Below are 18,069 nucleotides of genomic sequence, written 5' to 3' on the forward strand. Positions count from 1 at the left end.
ACACTCCTTTTTATCTTTATCTCTATATGAGACGCTTTTTAGATTAATTATATTATAAAGACTCTATGTTAAAATTTCATGCATCTCTAGTACGGACTTTGTATCATTCAAAAGTAGTAAGCATAGTCATTTTGTTTTAAAAATCAAAGAAATGGGAACGGTTAAGTAAATAAAGAAGGAGTGAAGAGGTATGGACTTATTAGATTTTCATAAAAAAATTAAAGGTTATACACAAGAAAAACAACCAGGTTCTGAAAAAGATATGGATCCTAGACCTATTGCTGAAATGGAAGAATACAAGGCAGGCGGTAAACTAAAAGGAAAAGTCGCATTAATCACTGGTGGTGACTCCGGTATTGGTCGTTCAGTAGCTATTTTATATGCCAAAGAAGGCGCTGATGTCGCTATTGGTTATTATAATGAACATGAAGACGCTGAAGATACCGTCAATCGTTTAAAAGAAATCGGCGTTAAAGCAAAAGCATATTCTCATGATTTAAAAGATGCTGATCAATCAAAAAAACTTGTTGAAACTGTTGTTAACGATTTTGGTGGTCTCAATATATTAGTAAATAATGGTGGCGTGCAATTTCCTAATGAAGACTTTTTAGATATTAAACCAGAACATTTCAATGAAACATTTAAAACAAATATTTTTGGTATGTTCTTCTTAACACAAGCTGCAGTACCTCATTTAAGTAAAGGTGATGCAATTGTTAATACAACAAGTGTAACGGCTTATCGTGGTTCTGGTCACCTTATTGATTACTCAGCAACTAAAGGTGCTATTGTGTCGTTCACACGTTCTATTGCAACTTCGTTGATGGAAAAAGGAATTCGTGTTAATGGTGTAGCGCCAGGTCCAATTTATACTCCATTAATTCCATCAACATTTGATGAAGATAAGGTAGAAAATCAAGGTGGAGATACACCAATGGGTCGACGTGGTCAACCTGCTGAACTTGCGCCAGCTTATGTATTCTTAGCAAGTTATGCAGATAGTTCTTATATTACAGGTCAAATTATCCATGTTAATGGTGGCGATTATATTACGTCTTAGTATGTAGTACTTATGAAGATAATAAAGTATTCTGTCTACGTATAGCGTAGGGAGAATACTTTTTATATTTATAGAAAGAAAAGAGGAAAAGACAATGACTGAAAAAGAAAAAATGTTAGCACACGAATGGTATGATGCAAACTTTGATAAGGAATTAAGAATGGGCAGACAGCGTGCTAAAGACTTATGCTTTGAATATAATCATACACGACCTAGTGATATAGAAAAACGCCAAGCGATTTTAAAAGAATTACTTGGCTATGAAGCGAAACAACTTTCAATCAGCAGTCCATTTGACACAGATTATGGTTGGAATATAAAAGTTGGAGAAAACGTGTTTATCAATAGCAATAGTTATTTGATGGATGGTGGTGGCATTACGATCGGCGATAACGTCTTTATAGGACCATCATGTGGACTATATACAGCACATCATCCACTCAATTATCAAGATCGAAATAAAGGATGGGAATTGGCAAAACCTATTCATATAGGAAGTAATATTTGGTTTGGTGCGAGTGTGACAGTGACACCAGGTGTTTCAATTGGTGATGGCTCAGTTATTGCAGCAGGTAGTGTTGTAACAAACGATATTCCACCGAATAGTTTAGCTGCTGGAGTGCCAGCAAAAGTGATAAGAACGATTGATCAAAATGAAATGATAAATATGCCTAATCACTTTGAATAATATAGTAACCAACCTTTAAGCAGTAACACGTATGCTTAAAGGTTGATTTTTATGTAAAATAACAATTTGTATTGAAATTAAATATTTATTATATAATATAATTAAATGATATAATTGTAGAGTGCTGAATGTGTGTATTACTATATGTGCATCATTGAAATAGTTCAATTCATTTTAATGAAACAACGTAAGAGAAATAAAAGCAACTTAGAAAGGATAATGAATATGACACTTAAGACATGTCTTACAAATCAATTAAGACGTAAATTGAATTTTTTATTTAAGCCAATACAAAGAAAAAATAAATCTGCTTATACAAGTAAAGTAATGACTTACGCTAAATATTATAAAAAAAATAACGTTAAGGAATATCAGATATTATATCAAGTGAGAGATGGAAAAAGTATCACAGATAGTCCATATGCAATATTTAAAAGTTTAATTCAACAACCTCGTTACCGTAAATATAAACACATATGGGTAGTAGATCATCACGAAACATTGCTATTTTATAAAGCAAGATTTAAGTACTATAAAAATGTAGAGTTTGTTATTAAAGAATCAAGAGAATATTTGAAAGCATTAACGGAGAGTAAGTATTTAATTAATAATTCTACTTTTCCATCCTATTTCATTAAAAAGCCAAAACAAATGTATATCAATACATGGCATGGGACACCTTTAAAATATATGGGATTAGACATTGAAAATAGTCTTTATGGTTCTCAAAATATTATTAAAAACTTTTTAAGCAGCGATTACTTAATTAGTCCTAATCACCATACGACGACGATTTTTAAACGAGCCTTTAGACTTGAAAATATTTATGGTGGAGAATTTTTGGAAATTGGATATCCTAGAATCGATTTAACTTTAAATTCAAATCGAAAAGACATGATTAGCGAGTTGAATCATTATCTTCATATTAGTAAAGAACAAAGTATTTTATTGTATTGTCCAACTTGGAGAGGCGAGGATGTCAATGCACCAGAGGCAAGTTTAAATCATATCGTTGAAGAAGTTGAAAAACTTAAACATCATCTAGATTATCAAGTGTTAGTCAAAGTCCATCCTTATTTATATAAAGACGCGCTTAAAATAAAACGTTTAAAACCTTATTTAATTCCTGATTATTTTGATACCAATGAAATATTAGCGATCGTCGATTTAATGATTACAGATTATTCAAGTATCTTCTTTGACTATTTAGTAACCAATAAACCGATTGTCTTCTATACTCCAGATTTGGATGAATATCAATCATCACGAGGTATGTATATTGCTAATCGTGACCTACCTGGTCCTGTCGTTCATCATATTGAAGATGTGATTACAGCGATCAAGCAAAAAGTATATGATGATGATTCAGTAAAGAAAAAATATCAATATTTTAAACGTCAATATACCTATCTAGATGATGGAACTGTTACTGAAACACTTATTAACATACTGTTTGAGGGTAAACGTAAGCGTCCTAAACGTAAGATCTGTGCTAAGAAAAGAGTGTTAATTTATCCTGGTGGTATGAAAAATAATGGTATTACAACGTCTATCATTAATTTATTAGAAAATGTCGATTATGAAAAATACGACATTACATTGTTTACTAATAAAAGTAAAAATCTTGAAGTTTTAAATAACTTAAATCGTATTAATAAGAACGTTAGAATTATTTTGAGAGTACCTCCATTAGCAGCATCATTGAAAGAAATGTATAGTATCGATTTCGTAAGACAGAGAGGATTAAAAAGTACGTTAGAACATTTGATATATCCGAAGAAAGTATACGAAAGAGAAATGCGAAAAGTATTTGGTCATAGCCAATTCGACTATGCGATTGATTTTAGTGGGTATTCTATGTTTTGGGCTAATTTAATTTTAGCAACAAAAGTAAAACGTAAATTGATTTATTTACATAGTGATATTAAAGCAGATATGGAAAGAAAAGTTAACGGTGTTAAAATACATTATCAAAATTTAAAAGGTGTACGCTCGCTGTATAGTCAATTTGATCAATTAGTATGTGTATCCGATGCTTCTAAAGATCAAAATAAACAGAAGATCAATGATAAATCATTGAATAAGAAATTTGTTACTTCCAGAAATACGATTAATTTGAATAAAATCAATCAACTAAAATTAGATGACTCTGAAAAATTTGAAAAACAACACCAATCCGTACTCGTACGCATCAATAATAGGGATATAAGTTCAGTACCATTTAAGGAAGACGATTTCAAAATTGTAACTGCAGGACGATTATCACCTGAAAAAGGTTTTGACTTACTTATTGATGCATTTAGTAAAGTACATGTCAGTCATCCGCATACAAAGTTATATATTATGGGGGAAGGCCCTATCCGTGTTCAATTAGAACAACAAATAAAAAGGTTGAAATTAGAAAAACATGTCTTTTTATTAGGACAAAGGAAGAATCCATACTATATCATGAAACAAGCAGACGTCTTCTGCTTAACGTCTCATTATGAAGGACAATCAATGGTATTACTTGAAGCATTAACTTTAAAAGTTCATATTATCGCGTCAGATATTATAGCAAACCGCTATGTACTCGGTAATGGTAAATATGGTACTCTTGTGAGTCATGATATTGATGATATCACAGTCGCATTAGAACAGTGTATTCAAAAACGATCATCTCAATATGAAGTATTTAACGCACAAGAATATAATCAATTAGCACTTAAAGAGTTTTATAAACTACTCAAATAGTAAAAAACGGTTAGCATATTAATAAAAGCTAACCGTTTTTCTATTAAATAGTGATGTTGTTATGTTTATTATAAGTCAAATAAGCTGTAATACCTTCTTCAATACTATATCTAGGATTGTAACCTAATGCTTTGAGCGGGGTAATGTCAGCACAAGAATGTTTAATATCTCCAAGACGTGGGGCTTCAAATTGATAAGGTATATGATAATCAAAGCCATGTTCGAACGATTGAAAAACAGCTTTCAAATTTGTTTGTGTTCCTGTGCCTACGTTATAGATAAAACCATCCGTTAGAGTAGTATTAAGAACAATTGATAGAGCATTGATTAAATCATCGATATAAACAAAATCACGTGTTTGTTCACCATCTCCATAAAATGTAAAGGTTGAATGATTTAAAAACTTAGTATTCATAATAGAAATGACTCCTGAATAATCAGATGTTGGATTTTGTCTAGGACCGTAAATATTAAAGAATCTTAAACAAGTACAAGGAATTTGATATAAATGATTATAAATCTTAGTATATTGTTCTCCGGTGTACTTTTGAATAGCATATGGAGATAATGGAAATGGTTTCGATTGTTCTACAGATTTAGGTAAATCGGGTAGATGACCATAAATAGCTGCAGAAGAAGCAAATATGACTTTTTTAATATTTGGATTATATATTCGAATTGCTTCTAATATATTGACAGTAGCATCTATATTAATACGATTGGATAATTCTGGTTTTTCAATAGTTTCTACTACACTTACCATAGCAGCTAAATGAATGACAAAATCAAATTGTTCTTTTTGTATTAACTGTGTTACAAATTCAAAATCGGTGATGTCTTTGATATAAATATGTTCATTGTTCACAAAAGGTATATTCTTTAAAAAGCCGGAACTTAAGTTGTCAATAATATGTACTTCTGTGTCATGTTTCATAAAATATTCTGCTACATGGGAGCCAATAAAACCTGCTCCCCCAGTGATAAGTACTTTCATATAAATACTTCCTTTTCTAGATGTCGGTTAATTATGTTGTGATTATTATACTTTATTTTATTTAAATTATAAATTATTTATATAAAAATGTACTGATAGGGCTATATTGGTATTTGAAGAAAAGTTTAAACAAACAATTTTGTAAGCGGTTGCAAATAAAGGAGTAAGCATAGTAAAATGAAGTTAATGATAGAAAATATCATGATTAAGAAACAAAGGGTTAGAGAATGAATTTAAATATTTAAAACATATAGGGGGTAATGAAGTATGGTAGTACCTTTCAAAAATGAACCTGGTATTGATTTTTCTGTACAAGAAAATGTTGAAAGATTTCAAAAAACGTTAGAAAAAGTAAAACATAGCTTAGGCCAAACGCTTCCTATTGTCATTGATGGTGAACATATCATTAAGGATGATACATTCGATTCAATTAATCCAGCGAATACATCTGAATTAGTAGCTAAAGTGTCAAAAGCGACAAAAGACGATGTAGATAACGCATTTGAATCTTCAAACAAGGCTTATGACGCATGGCGTAAATGGTCACACAAAGATCGTGCTGAATTAATGCTTCGTGTCGCAGCAATCATTCGTCGTCGTAAAGAAGAAATTTCAGCAGTCATGGTATATGAAGCGGGTAAACCTTGGGATGAAGCAGTTGGAGATGCGGCTGAAGGTATTGATTTTATAGAATATTATGCTCGTTCAATGATGGAACTTGCAGATGGTAAACCGGTCTTAGATCGTGAAGGTGAACACAATCAATATTTCTATAAACCGATTGGTACAGGTGTAACCATTCCACCTTGGAACTTCCCATTTGCAATTATGGCGGGTACAACATTAGCACCAGTGGTTGCAGGTAATACGGTGTTATTGAAACCTGCTGAAGATACAGTGCTTACTGCATATAAACTGATTGAAATTTTAGAAGAAGCAGGCTTACCTAAAGGTGTGGTAAACTTTGTGCCTGGTGATCCTAAAGACATTGGTGATTACTTAGTTGATTCTGTGCATACACATTTTGTGACATTCACGGGGTCTCGTGCAACAGGAACACGCATTTACGAGCGTAGTGCAGTTGTACAAGAAGGTCAAACTTTCTTAAAACGTGTGATTGCTGAAATGGGTGGTAAAGATGCGATTGTAGTAGATGAAGGTGTAGATACAGACTTAGCTGCACACTCTATTGTAACGTCAGCGTTTGGATTCTCCGGTCAAAAGTGTTCAGCATGTTCACGTGCCATTGTGCATAGCGCTGTTTATGATGAAGTCTTAGAAAAGGCAATTGAGTTAACAAAAGATTTAACAGTAGGTAATACTGTTGATAATACATTTATGGGACCTGTTATTAATAAAAAACAATTCGATAAAATTAAAAAATATATTGAAATTGGTAGTAAAGAAGGAAAAATTGAAATTGGTGGAGAAGCGGATGATTCAACAGGTTACTTTATCCATCCAACAATCATTTCAGGATTAACATCTTCTGATCAAGTGATGCAAGAAGAAATCTTTGGCCCTGTAGTTGGCTTCACCAAATTCGATAACTTTAATGAAGCCATTGATATTGCAAATGATACAGATTATGGCTTAACAGGCGCGGTCATCACAAACAATCGTGAACATTGGATTCAAGCTGTAAATGAATTTGATGTAGGTAACTTATATCTAAATCGTGGATGTACTGCAGCTGTTGTAGGTTACCACCCATTTGGTGGTTTCAAAATGTCAGGTACAGACGCTAAAACAGGCAGTCCTGACTATTTATTAAACTTTTTAGAACAAAAAGTGGTATCAGAGATGTTTTAACATCACTAAGTGGTAGGTGCTGTGGAAAGTCGAATTCGTTCGATTTTTCACAGCTTTTTTATACTCTCAAAAAAATAAATACGCTAAACAATGTATGAATCATATCTAAAATTTATGAAAAATGAATAAATAAATGATTGTAAAAGTAAGTGAAAAAGGTTATCATTTAAGTGTTGAGAATGATTATTAATTACAAATAGAAAGTGTGACTGGAATGATAAATGTAAACACTGCATCAAAAGATAAAAAGTATGTAGTTAAACAAATTGATATTCAAAATAAAAATATGCTATATCGTTTAGGTGCCTTTGGCTTAAATGTAGGTAGTAAAATCAGTATTAAACAAAAGTGCTTGTTAAATGGACCAAGTGTTGTTGAAATTAATGGCCAATGTGTAAGCATTCGTCAACGTGATGCACGTTTAATTATGTTAGAGGAGTAAGCCTATGCACGAAAGCTTCTGTATATTAGGTAATCCAAATGTAGGAAAGACATCATTGTTTAATGCACTAACCGGTTCGTATGAATACATTGGAAACTGGAGTGGCGTTACAGTTGAAAAGAAAGTTGGACAATTAAAGAAAGATATTGGCAATTTAATCGATTTACCGGGTATTTATGATTTATCACCTATTTCTAAAGATGAAACAGTTGTCACAGACTATCTGATGACAAATACATTTACAGGTATGATTAACATTATTGATGCCAGTCAATTAAAGAGAAACCTTCAACTTACAATACAATTAATGGAATTAAATGAACCTATTATCATTGGATTAAATATGGTAGATGTGGCAACGCAAAGAGGTATTAAAATTAAATACGAAGGTCTAATGAGAAAACTGAAAGTACCTGTATTTCCCATTGTTGCTCGTAAAGGAAAAGGTACGGAGGAATTGCTAAATGAATTGTCTTTTTTAAACCCAAAAGAAAGACGTAACTTCAAAATCAGTTATGGTAAAGAAACTGAAGATGCGATTAAGCAAATGACTTCTATCATTCAAGCACATACAGAATATCCTTCAAAACGTTTACGCTTTATAGCAATTCAGTATTTATTAGACAATCCGGAAATCGAGCGAGAACTACCTTCAGTTATTTCCGAACAAATTGAACCTATTAAAGAGAAGTTAAGTCAACACTTAGATGTATCAATACGACAACATATTGAAATCATTCGAAATCAATACATTGATCGTCTATTAGATGGTGTCATTGAATATCCGAATGAAGAACAGCAATTTTTAACTGAAAAACTCGATAAAATAATAATGAATAGATACTTAGGTATTCCAATATTTCTAGTCATTATGTGGCTGATTTTTCAAACGACATTTACTTGGATAGGAACACCATTATCAGATCAGCTAGATGCTTTCTTTAGCGGACCACTCACAGATTGGTTAAAGGCAGGCATGCATTATATACATGTTGCGCCATTTCTACAAAATTTGATTACAGATGGTATTGTAGCTGGAGTAGGTTCAGTCTTAGTATTTGTGCCACAAATTATTGTATTATTCTTCTTTATTTCACTTTTAGAAGATTCAGGATATATGGCACGAATTGCAGTTTTAATGGATAGAACAATGGAATCAATAGGATTAAGTGGAAAATCATTTATTCCCATGATTATTGGATTTGGTTGTAATGTACCCAGTATTATGGCAACACGGAGTATTGAAAATGAAAAAGAAAGACTAATTACTATTTTAATTGCACCTTTCATGTCATGTTCGGCGCGATTGCCAGTATATGCTATTTTTGTAGGAGTATTTTTTGAAAAGTATCAATCTCTTGTAGTCCTAAGTTTATATGTATTAGGAATTGTAGTGGCATTAATTGTAAGTACATTACTTAACAAGTTTATTCTTAAAAGTGAGAATTCCGTATTTATTGTGGAACTACCTACATATAGAGTTCCATCAATTAAAACGTTATGGAGAAGTACTTGGGAAAAAGCAAAAGGATTTGTAAAAAAAGCAGGAACATTTATTTTTGGTGGTTCTGTAGTCATTTGGGCATTGAGTTACATCGGTCCTCATGGAGTGAATGTACAGATTGATGAAAGCTTCATGCACAGTATTGGAGAATTCTTTGGACATCTCATTGCTCCATTAGGATTTGGTAGTTGGCAAGCAGGCGCTACGTTAATTCCAGGATTCTTAGCTAAAGAAGTCATTGTAAGTTCTATGGCTATCTTGTATTCTTCTAGTGAAGGTGGTTTAGTCAATGTCATTCAACAACAGTTCACACCGTTATCTGCATATGCCTTTATGATTTTTATATTATTATATGTGCCATGTATTTCAACTGTTGCAACAATTCGTAAAGAAACAACATCATGGAAATGGACACTTACAGCATTAATTTATCCAATTTTTACAGCGTATATATTAACATTTGCATTTTATCAAATAACAAAATTACTTATATAAGGATGATGACAATGACTTTATTAATAAACGTAATCATTTTTGTTGCTATTTTTGGTTACGCTGCGTATACATTATATAAATTCTTTAATCGCTCTACTCAAGGAAAATGTGGTAGTTGCGATACAGATTGTAATTGTGATATTAATGCATCTAGCGAGTTAAATGAATTAAAATTAAATCATATAAAAAACAATAATTAATAATAAATAACCCCCGTCGAATTAAGACGGGGGTTATTTATTAAAACGATATAACGATGGTTTGATCAGTAATTAATCGTTTTAATATTAACTAATTTATGAAAAACGTCATCCATTTCTTTAGGCGTAAGTGTTGTCTCCTCATTTTTTTGCCACTCTAAAAAACCACCTATAATTGAACCAAAAACATAGAAAACTAAGCTTTTAGGAATGGTTTCTTCAAGTGCTATCCGATCCATATTTTCATAAACATCATTTTTGATAATATCTATAAGAAACTGATTTCTAACTTTGTTGTATTCATTATCCTCTTCTTGCATGTGTTCGATTCTAGACAATGTTTCACGATTTAATGAATTAGACAAAACTTGAAACGGACGATTAATACGTTCCTTAATATCAATTGCAAAGTAATTTTTCCCAATGACTTCAAGTAAATAGACGAGTAGTTCATATTTATCATAAAAGTGTTTATAAAATGTAGTACGATGAATACCAGCATTTTCACAAATTTTATGAACTGTAATAGAAGAGAAGGGTTCTATTTCTAGTAAAGCATATAAACTACTCGTTAACGCTTTCTTAGTCTTTATCACTCTTAAATCTTTATCATTCATGTCTTTCTCCCCTAACATGTAAACTATAAAATATTTATATAGAGATACATAATATATGATTATAGAATAGAAATATCTATAAATAAATAGAGAATAACTAATAAATTACAATTTAATAAAAGAAATGATTTTTTATGTTTAGCGTTAAATAATTTATAATATAGAAAAGTTTTAACTAGGATGAATAGGGTATACAAATTTTAAAGAAATTAATTAGAATTATAAATAAAAATTAAAAAATTATAGAAAAATAGTATTCTTTATAGAATGATTCAATGATAATTCTATAAAATATAAAAATACTCTATACTGGAGGATGGTAAAATATGAAAGGTAGTAAAAGATTAAATCAAATTAAAGAAGATAATAAAAAACAACTTAAAAAATTATTTAAGTATGACAAAAATAATGCTTTATCATTTAGTAAACCAGATCGTGAAAAAGTTCAAGATAAATTTGGTGTATATGTTATTTTTGATAAAAAAACACCAATATTTGTAGGTCAAACTGGAGGATATTCAACAGGTTATCAACCTATTACGAAAGACTTATTTAACAAAATGGGACAATATAACTTAAAATCTGGTGTAGGCACAACAAAATTTAAAAAAGGCTTAGCTCAACAAAAAGGCTTGAACGAAGACGATATTAAATCAATCACTGCTGAAGATTATGGATTAAAATTCCAATATGTAAATGTTAAAGATGAGCCAGCATTTATCAATATATTAGAAATTTTAGCATTAGAATATGCTAAAGATAAAGGCTATGAATTATATAACTTCAATTAAGAACGATTGTATTCTTAAAATAAACTTAGTATTAAACAGTTATAAATCAATGTGTCAGAATTGATTAATGGAAGCGAGAAGAGGAATTCAAATGAATTCAGTCTCGCTTCTTATTTTTTATTACAATACAATAGAGTAAGGAGGAAGCTATTATGTTCTATTCAATGCTTTATCACTCTCCAGTAGGTAATTTAGAAATCGTTACAGACGGAGAAGTAGTGACGCAATTAGAATATTTATATCAATACACGCATTTACGTTTTCCTACAGATCATGAACTATATATTTTAAAAAAAGTAAAGCGATGGCTTGATGACTATTTCTTAGGAAATAATCCAGAGATTGATTTTCCTTTACAACCTCATGGTACATCTTTTCAACAAGAAGTATGGGCTTATCTTAATACGATCCCATATGGAGAGCTTACTACTTACGGAACCATTGCAAAACATATTGGTCAAGTATTAAACAAACCAAAAATGTCTGCACAAGCTGTAGGTGGAGCTGTAGGAAAAAATCCAATTTCTATCATCATTCCTTGTCATCGCGTTGTAGGAAAAGATGGTAGTTTAACAGGATATGGTGGAACAATTGATAATAAAATTAAATTGTTAGAAATTGAAAATGTGAATATGAGTCAATTATATCGACCATTATACACAACTAAACCATAAATAAAAGGCGCCTAAGACATAATGAGTTGTCTTAGGCGTTTATAATGTTTTGGGGAGATGGGATGACGAATTCATTTTGAGTACATCGTCCCACCTTTTTTAATATCGGATTGATATACATTATTCAGGAGAATGATAATATCTAATATCATCTTCAATGTTTTCTAAATAAAAGATATTTTTATCGTTTTCTACGTTTTCAATCTCATGATTAAAAGATAAATCATCAAAACGTCTGAAGAACGATTCGTATTCTTTTACAGATACTTCTTGACGCTCATTTAATAAAGCTTGATGTGCTTTTTTATCTAAGTGTTGTTCAAAACCTTCCACTACTGTGGCGCTAAAGAATTCTCCCACTGACCCAGAACCATAACTAAATAATCCAATTGTTTGACCAGGAGTTAAAGTTCTGTTTTCAAGTAATGAAATTAAACTTAAATAAAGTGATCCAGTATATATATTACCTACATAACGATTATAGTATACAGCATCTTCATAACCAGACGTTAATCGAGATTGAGTCGTTTCATCAGTATCATTAATGATAGAATCTAATGCTTTTTTGCCCATTTTAGTAAAAGGCACATGGAAACATAATGATTCAAAATCGGATAATGATTTATCTTCACGACGTGCATACTCTTTCCAACTTTCTTGGAATGATTCAATATATGCATCTTTTGATAATGCACCTGCAACAAGTGGATATTTATAACCAGTCGGTCTCCAGAAATCATACACATCTGCTGTATAAGCAACAGCATCATTGTTTAATTGTAAAATGCGAGGCTGATGTGAAATTAACATTGCCACTGCACCAGCACCTTGTGTAGGTTCACCGCCTGACTCGATACCATAACGTGCTGTATCACTTGCAATGACCAATACTTTTTCGTTAGGACGGTTTGCAAGATAATCTTTAGCAAGTTGAATTGCAGGTGTAGCTGCATAGCAAGCTTCTTTCATTTCAAAACAACGTGCAAAAGGTTGGATATTTAATAAATGGTGAATTTGAACTGCTGCGGCTTTAGCGTTGTCGATAGCAGATTCAGTAGCAACGATAACCATTCCAATATGTTTTTTATCATCTTCTGTTATAATATCTTTAGCAGCATTGGCTCCCATTGATACGATATCTTGAGATACTGGACTTACTGCCATTTGTGTTTGTCCAATCCCAATTAAAAATTTGTTTGGATCAACTTGACGAGCCTCTGCAAGCTTCGCCATGTCTACATAGTATTTAGGGACATAAAAATTGATTTTATCGATACCTATATTCACAGGCATGTCATCCTTTCGAATAGTCTAATTTTAACAATACAATACTCTGTATTTTACCAAAATAAATTACTAAAATACAATTATATCTATATTACAGGCAAGGAGATAAAGAATGAAACAAATCGCTATTGTAAGTGCTAAAAGAACGCCAATTGGCAAATATAAAGGGAAATTGAGAAATTATTCAGCTGTTGAACTAGGTACAACAGCTTTAAAAGGAGCTATTGAATCAATTGATATCGATCCATCTCTTATTGAACAAGTTATTTTCGGAAATGTCTTACAAAGTGGTATAGGACAAAACTCTGCACGACAAATTGCTATTAAATCAGGTATTCCTGATACAACTCCAGCGATGACGATTAATGAAGTATGTGGTTCAGGACTTAAAGCAATTATTTTAGGGAAGCAACTTATTCAATTAGGAGAAGCTAAAGTCGTTGCTGTTGGTGGTGTTGAAAGTATGACTAATGCACCTAAACTTATTTTAAAAGACGGAGAAGACCCTGTAGAAAGTTTTATGCATGATGGATTAACGGATGCTTTCCATTATGTTCCGATGGGTGTCACAGCAGAAAATATAGCTGAAAAATATCATGTAACACGTGAAATGCAAGACGAGTTTGCTAACCATTCTCATGCTAAAGCTGCAAAAGCCGTTGAAGAAGGTAAATTTGATAACGAAATTATAAAAATGACAGACGCTGAAGGTAATGAGATGACTTCTGATGAAGGTATAAGATCAAATAGTAGTGTTGAAAAATTATCTACTTTGAAAACAATATTTAAAGAGAATGGAACAGTCACTGGTGGTAATGCTTCGAGTATTAATGATGGATCATCTGCCCTTATTTTAATGGAAGCAACATTTGCAAAAGAACATGGATTTGAAATTCTTGGCATAGTAGGAGATTACGCTGAAGTAGGTTGCGATCCACAATACATGGGTTATGCACCTTTTTATGCAGTAGAAAAATTATTAGAAAAAACACATCAAAACATTAATGATATTGATATTATAGAAATGACTGAAGCATTTGCAGCTCAAAGTATACCTGTTAAGGATCATTTAAAAATTCCTGATAGCATTTTAAATATTTATGGTGGTGCCATTGCATTAGGACATCCTATTGGTGCAAGTGGTGCACGTCTCGTTACAACACTTGTGAATGCTTTAGAACAAGAACATCAACATACAGGTATCGCAACAGCTTGCATTGGTGGAGGACTAGGCATTGCTTTAATGATTGAAAAGGGAGTACATTAATATGAAAAGTTTAGATAAAAACTTTCGTCATTTATCAAGAGAAGATAAATTAAAACAATTAGTAGACTACGGATGGTTAGATAAAACGAATTATCAAACATTATTAAGCAATCCAGTTATTGATGAGGAAGTGGCAAACAGTCTCATCGAAAATGTCATTGGCCAGGGTACGTTACCAGTTGGATTATTACCTAAAATTATCGTAGATGAAAAAGAATATGTGGTACCTATGATGGTTGAAGAGCCGTCAGTTGTTGCTGCTGCGAGTTATGGAGCGAAACTTGTTAACCAAACTGGAGGATTTAAAACGATAAAAAGTGAACGATTGATGATTGGACAAATCGTATTTGATGATGTTAAAGATACAGAAGACTTAACACAACGCATTCAAAAACAAGAAAACCAAATTAAACGTATTGCAGATGAAGCCTATCCTTCTATCATCCGTCGTGGGGGTGGCTATCGTGGTATTGACATAGATGCGTTTCCTAATGAACAGTTATTATCTCTTAAAGTATTTGTTGATACTAAAGATGCGATGGGCGCAAATATGCTTAATACCATTTTAGAAGCAGTGACAGCCTATCTAAAAAATGAGTTAACAGATCAAGAGATATTAATGAGTATCTTATCTAATCATGCAACGTCTTCTGTTGTAAGGGTAGAAGGTGAGATTGATATCAATGATTTAAATCGCGGCGATTATTCTGGTGAAGAAGTAGCTAAGAGAATGGAGCGTGCGTCAGTGCTTGCACAAGTCGATATTCATCGGGCAGCAACACATAACAAAGGAGTCATGAATGGAATTCATGCCGTTGTTCTAGCTACAGGTAACGATACACGAGGTGCTGAAGCAAGTGCGCATGCTTATGCAGCACGTGATGGTCAGTATAGAGGCATGGCCACGTGGAAATATGATAAAGCCCGTGGACGTCTTGTGGGCACAATTGAAGTACCGATGACTTTAGCCATCGTTGGCGGAGGAACGAAAGTATTACCAGTCGCGAAAGCTTCTCTAGATTTACTCAACGTTGAGTCTGCTAGAGAATTAGGACATGTAGTGGCTGCAGTAGGTTTAGCACAGAACTTTTCAGCTTGTAGAGCCCTTGTTTCAGAAGGTATTCAAAAAGGACATATGAGTTTGCAATATAAATCATTAGCGATTGTTGTAGGCGCTAAAGGTGAAGAAATTTCAAAAGTTGCTGAGCAACTTAAACAAGAACCTAAAGCAAATACCGAAGCGGCTAAACGTATTTTAAAATCAATACGTCAATCTTAAAAATAAGCCATGAGAATTTAGAAATGGAAGAGATTCCATCACTAAACTTTCATGGCTTATTATGTTATGTCAATTAATAAATGTAATTGTAATTACGCGCAGCAGATGCACTAATATAACGCGTACTGTAGGCTAGTGGACGGTTATAATTATATTCTGAAACAAGAATTTTTCCACTACTGTAAACACGTTCAACGATGGCAACATGACCGTAATATCCTGCAGTTGATTGCATAATAGCATAGCGTTTAGGCTTATGTCCTGTTCTATAACCAGCACGCTGAGCTCTATAGTACCAGTTTTTGGCATTACCCCATTGATTTGAAACCGGTTTACCTAATTGAACACGACGTTGATATGCCCACCAAGTACATTGATATTTATTATAATAGTTATAGCCAGCTGCTTCAGAAGTATGTGTATGTTCAACATTTTGATATGTATAAGTTCCAGTAAAAATAATTGCCGTAGCTAATATTAAACGTAAAATGAATGTTTTAATTTTCATTAAGTTCTCCTCAAAAATTAAATAATTTAAAGTCTAAAATAATATTATTATTTAAAAAGTTGTAATACAATATAAGAAATGAATTATACAAATAACTGTAATACTTCTGAAATATATGTAATACATTGTAACTAAATCTTTGCATAAAAAAAGACGCCACGAGGGCGCCTTAGTGAGATGATACTTCCATGTAATGTATAACTACATTTTATTGAAATCATACATCTGTGAATTGGTTAAAAACAGCTAATGCTCTTTTAACACTAGTCACCGGTATGTTTTCAAGACACGGATTTGTTCGAAAATATAGCAATATTTCGTTTTGGCTCTTCACGTCTTTAGGAAAAGTGTTATCTTGATTAATCCAATTTACCAATTCACCTAATGGTGTGTCATCGCCTATAAAATTTTGCATAAATTCGTAAAAGCTCAATTCATCACCTCATATTCGCTTGAGCCGATTTTGATTATAACATTTTTTGTAATTTGAAAATATAGTTTTGTTTATATGAAAAATAATTTATTTATAAATATTATTTTTCCATAAAGTATACATATTTGAGTCAGTTCTCGAATGAATTCAAATTGAATGAATTTACATTTTTTTTACAAAAATAATGTATAATAAAAAAAAGAATTTTTTAAGAAGGTGAGCAATTGGATATCAAGCATATGAAATATTTTATGGAAGTTGTGAATCAAGGTGGTATGACAAATGCTTCTAAATCTTTATATATTGCTCAACCAACTATAAGTAAAGCAATAAAAGATATTGAAAAAGAATTAGACATGCCTTTATTCGATCGACAAAAACGTTATTTAGTTCTTACAGATGCAGGAAAAGTATTTTATAAAAAATGTGAAGAAATTTTAGCATTATATGATAATATTCCAAATGAAATTAATGGCTTGCTTGGTTTAGAAACAGGTCATATTAATATTGGGATGTCAGCAGTGATGGATATGCAACAGTTTATTAATATTTTGGCGGAGTTTCATAAATTATATCCAAACGTTACCTATAGTCTTAATGAAAGTGGCGGTAAATCGATTGAAAATCGTTTGATTAACGATCAAATAGACATTGGCATTACGACCATTCCTATAGATGAGAACACATTTGATTACGTGTCTTTATATAGTGAAGATTTAAGACTTATAGTGAGTGAAGAACATCAGTTAGCTAAGTGTTCATCTGTGACTATGGCTGATTTGAAAAATGAAGATTTTATATTATTCAATGAGGACTTTTATCTTAATGATAAAATTATAGCTGCTGCAAAAAATGCTGGTTTTATCCCAAATACAGTGTCCAATGTATCACAATGGAATTTCATCGAATATTTAGTAATAGCACGATTAGGCGTTAGTATTTTACCAGAACATATTGCCAAGATGTTAAAAGATGAGATTAAAAGTATAAAAATTGAAGACTCAGGTATGAGCTGGGAACTTGGAGCAATTTGGAAAAAAGATAAACTTTTAAGTTATGCAACTTCTAAATGGATAAAATTTATGACTGAGAGATTGGAAAACAAGTAAACGGTTCATTTTTACAAATAGTGAAAAACCTTAACGTAGGTTCTCTCACTATTTTTTTATTTTTAAAACGGTTCCATAGAAAATAACTATAAGTTATATATAAAATCAATATTTTTATAATCTATCAATATAGATTACAATTTTGAATATAGACTAAAAAATCGCTGTAACAAATT

Annotated in this window: 17 protein-coding genes; 12 read left to right on the top strand and 5 right to left on the bottom strand. The window is 31.9% G+C overall.

Annotation, left to right across the window (positions count from 1 at the left end; translation table 11 throughout):
• The first annotated feature begins 190 nt into the window (after positions 1-190).
• The 3 genes from BDW25_RS04970 to BDW25_RS04980 all read left to right on the top strand — a co-directional run bounded on the left by BDW25_RS04970 (position 191) and on the right by BDW25_RS04980 (position 4,481).
• Positions 191-1,060 carry an SDR family oxidoreductase gene (locus BDW25_RS04970; RefSeq protein ID WP_002488266.1) on the top strand — a complete coding sequence of 290 codons (870 nt, stop codon included), beginning with the start codon at positions 191-193 and terminating at the stop codon, positions 1,058-1,060.
• A 94-nt stretch (positions 1,061-1,154) separates the two neighbouring features.
• Positions 1,155-1,748, top strand: a complete 594-nt coding sequence (locus tag BDW25_RS04975) for a sugar O-acetyltransferase (RefSeq protein ID WP_037554294.1) — start codon at positions 1,155-1,157, stop codon at positions 1,746-1,748.
• A gap of 225 nt (positions 1,749-1,973) precedes the next feature.
• Positions 1,974-4,481, top strand: a complete 2,508-nt coding sequence (locus tag BDW25_RS04980) for a glycosyltransferase (protein ID WP_133944991.1) — start codon at positions 1,974-1,976, stop codon at positions 4,479-4,481.
• Positions 4,482-4,524: 43 nt separating this feature from the next.
• Here BDW25_RS04980 and BDW25_RS04985 read toward each other — a convergent pair whose 3' ends face one another.
• Entirely contained in the window at positions 4,525-5,475 is a 951-nt protein-coding gene (locus BDW25_RS04985; protein ID WP_002449260.1) for an NAD-dependent epimerase/dehydratase family protein, read from the bottom strand.
• 267 nt (positions 5,476-5,742) lie between these two features.
• On the opposite strand from BDW25_RS04985, the gene pruA reads away from it, so the two are divergent.
• From pruA to BDW25_RS05005, 4 genes are all read left to right on the top strand, one after another.
• A complete protein-coding gene (gene pruA, locus BDW25_RS04990) occupies positions 5,743-7,287 on the top strand; it encodes an L-glutamate gamma-semialdehyde dehydrogenase (RefSeq protein ID WP_049419029.1) in 1,545 nt (514 codons plus the stop codon).
• Between the two features lie 214 nt (positions 7,288-7,501).
• Positions 7,502-7,729 (top strand): FeoA family protein, encoded by a 228-nt coding sequence (locus BDW25_RS04995; RefSeq protein ID WP_049414278.1) that lies wholly within the window; start codon positions 7,502-7,504, stop codon positions 7,727-7,729.
• 4 nt (positions 7,730-7,733) lie between these two features.
• A complete protein-coding gene (gene feoB, locus BDW25_RS05000; RefSeq protein ID WP_065581128.1) occupies positions 7,734-9,728 on the top strand; it encodes a ferrous iron transport protein B in 1,995 nt (664 codons plus the stop codon).
• A gap of 11 nt (positions 9,729-9,739) precedes the next feature.
• On the top strand, positions 9,740-9,928 hold the full coding sequence (locus BDW25_RS05005) for a FeoB-associated Cys-rich membrane protein (protein ID WP_002449289.1): 189 nt from the start codon (positions 9,740-9,742) through the stop codon (positions 9,926-9,928).
• A gap of 65 nt (positions 9,929-9,993) precedes the next feature.
• On the opposite strand, the gene BDW25_RS05010 is transcribed toward BDW25_RS05005, so the two are convergent.
• Positions 9,994-10,545, bottom strand: coding sequence for a TetR/AcrR family transcriptional regulator (locus BDW25_RS05010; RefSeq protein WP_002449497.1), 552 nt, complete (start codon positions 10,543-10,545; stop codon positions 9,994-9,996).
• Between the two features lie 326 nt (positions 10,546-10,871).
• Here BDW25_RS05010 and BDW25_RS05015 point away from each other — a divergent pair, with 326 nt between their 5' ends.
• Entirely contained in the window at positions 10,872-11,336 is a 465-nt protein-coding gene (locus BDW25_RS05015) for a hypothetical protein (RefSeq protein ID WP_002449534.1), read from the top strand.
• Positions 11,337-11,488: 152 nt separating this feature from the next.
• Positions 11,489-12,010, top strand: coding sequence for a methylated-DNA--[protein]-cysteine S-methyltransferase (locus BDW25_RS05020; RefSeq protein WP_002449174.1), 522 nt, complete (start codon positions 11,489-11,491; stop codon positions 12,008-12,010).
• 120 nt (positions 12,011-12,130) lie between these two features.
• On the opposite strand, the gene BDW25_RS05025 is transcribed toward BDW25_RS05020, so the two are convergent.
• The gene (locus tag BDW25_RS05025) at positions 12,131-13,297 is read right to left on the bottom strand and encodes a hydroxymethylglutaryl-CoA synthase (RefSeq protein ID WP_037555820.1); all 1,167 of its coding nucleotides are present in this window, start codon (positions 13,295-13,297) and stop codon (positions 12,131-12,133) included.
• A 112-nt stretch (positions 13,298-13,409) separates the two neighbouring features.
• On the opposite strand from BDW25_RS05025, the gene BDW25_RS05030 reads away from it, so the two are divergent.
• Entirely contained in the window at positions 13,410-14,564 is a 1,155-nt protein-coding gene (locus BDW25_RS05030) for a thiolase family protein (protein ID WP_002449441.1), read from the top strand.
• 1 nt (position 14,565) lies between these two features.
• The gene (locus tag BDW25_RS05035; protein WP_077700657.1) at positions 14,566-15,843 is read left to right on the top strand and encodes a hydroxymethylglutaryl-CoA reductase, degradative; all 1,278 of its coding nucleotides are present in this window, start codon (positions 14,566-14,568) and stop codon (positions 15,841-15,843) included.
• Between the two features lie 73 nt (positions 15,844-15,916).
• Here BDW25_RS05035 and BDW25_RS05040 read toward each other — a convergent pair whose 3' ends face one another.
• Positions 15,917-16,351, bottom strand: coding sequence for a CHAP domain-containing protein (locus tag BDW25_RS05040; RefSeq protein ID WP_049417125.1), 435 nt, complete (start codon positions 16,349-16,351; stop codon positions 15,917-15,919).
• 217 nt (positions 16,352-16,568) lie between these two features.
• Positions 16,569-16,784: a sterile alpha motif-like domain-containing protein gene (locus BDW25_RS05045; protein WP_002454831.1), complete on the bottom strand. Its 216-nt coding sequence runs from the start codon at positions 16,782-16,784 to the stop codon at positions 16,569-16,571.
• Positions 16,785-17,008: 224 nt separating this feature from the next.
• Here BDW25_RS05045 and cidR point away from each other — a divergent pair, with 224 nt between their 5' ends.
• On the top strand, positions 17,009-17,893 hold the full coding sequence (gene cidR, locus BDW25_RS05050) for a cidABC operon transcriptional activator CidR (RefSeq protein WP_002449213.1): 885 nt from the start codon (positions 17,009-17,011) through the stop codon (positions 17,891-17,893).
• Positions 17,894-18,069 lie beyond the last annotated feature (176 nt).

Source organism: Staphylococcus sp. AtDRG32, from assembly GCF_004365845.1.
GTDB lineage: Bacteria > Bacillota > Bacilli > Staphylococcales > Staphylococcaceae > Staphylococcus > Staphylococcus hominis.

Excerpts from the sequence above, each read along its gene's own strand:
- BDW25_RS05035 (WP_077700657.1), top strand. The coding sequence starts at position 14,566 with ATGAAAAGTTTAGATAAAAACTTTCGTCATTTATCAAGAGAAGATAAA.
- BDW25_RS05040 (WP_049417125.1), bottom strand. The coding sequence starts at position 16,351 with ATGAAAATTAAAACATTCATTTTACGTTTAATATTAGCTACGGCAATT.
- BDW25_RS05010 (WP_002449497.1), bottom strand. The coding sequence starts at position 10,545 with ATGAATGATAAAGATTTAAGAGTGATAAAGACTAAGAAAGCGTTAACG.
- BDW25_RS05005 (WP_002449289.1), top strand. The coding sequence starts at position 9,740 with ATGACTTTATTAATAAACGTAATCATTTTTGTTGCTATTTTTGGTTAC.
- BDW25_RS05020 (WP_002449174.1), top strand. The coding sequence starts at position 11,489 with ATGTTCTATTCAATGCTTTATCACTCTCCAGTAGGTAATTTAGAAATC.
- BDW25_RS04975 (WP_037554294.1), top strand. The coding sequence starts at position 1,155 with ATGACTGAAAAAGAAAAAATGTTAGCACACGAATGGTATGATGCAAAC.
- BDW25_RS04995 (WP_049414278.1), top strand. The coding sequence starts at position 7,502 with ATGATAAATGTAAACACTGCATCAAAAGATAAAAAGTATGTAGTTAAA.
- BDW25_RS05015 (WP_002449534.1), top strand. The coding sequence starts at position 10,872 with ATGAAAGGTAGTAAAAGATTAAATCAAATTAAAGAAGATAATAAAAAA.
- BDW25_RS04970 (WP_002488266.1), top strand. The coding sequence starts at position 191 with ATGGACTTATTAGATTTTCATAAAAAAATTAAAGGTTATACACAAGAA.
- BDW25_RS04985 (WP_002449260.1), bottom strand. The coding sequence starts at position 5,475 with ATGAAAGTACTTATCACTGGGGGAGCAGGTTTTATTGGCTCCCATGTA.
- BDW25_RS05030 (WP_002449441.1), top strand. The coding sequence starts at position 13,410 with ATGAAACAAATCGCTATTGTAAGTGCTAAAAGAACGCCAATTGGCAAA.
- BDW25_RS04980 (WP_133944991.1), top strand. The coding sequence starts at position 1,974 with ATGACACTTAAGACATGTCTTACAAATCAATTAAGACGTAAATTGAAT.
- feoB (WP_065581128.1), top strand. The coding sequence starts at position 7,734 with ATGCACGAAAGCTTCTGTATATTAGGTAATCCAAATGTAGGAAAGACA.
- pruA (WP_049419029.1), top strand. The coding sequence starts at position 5,743 with ATGGTAGTACCTTTCAAAAATGAACCTGGTATTGATTTTTCTGTACAA.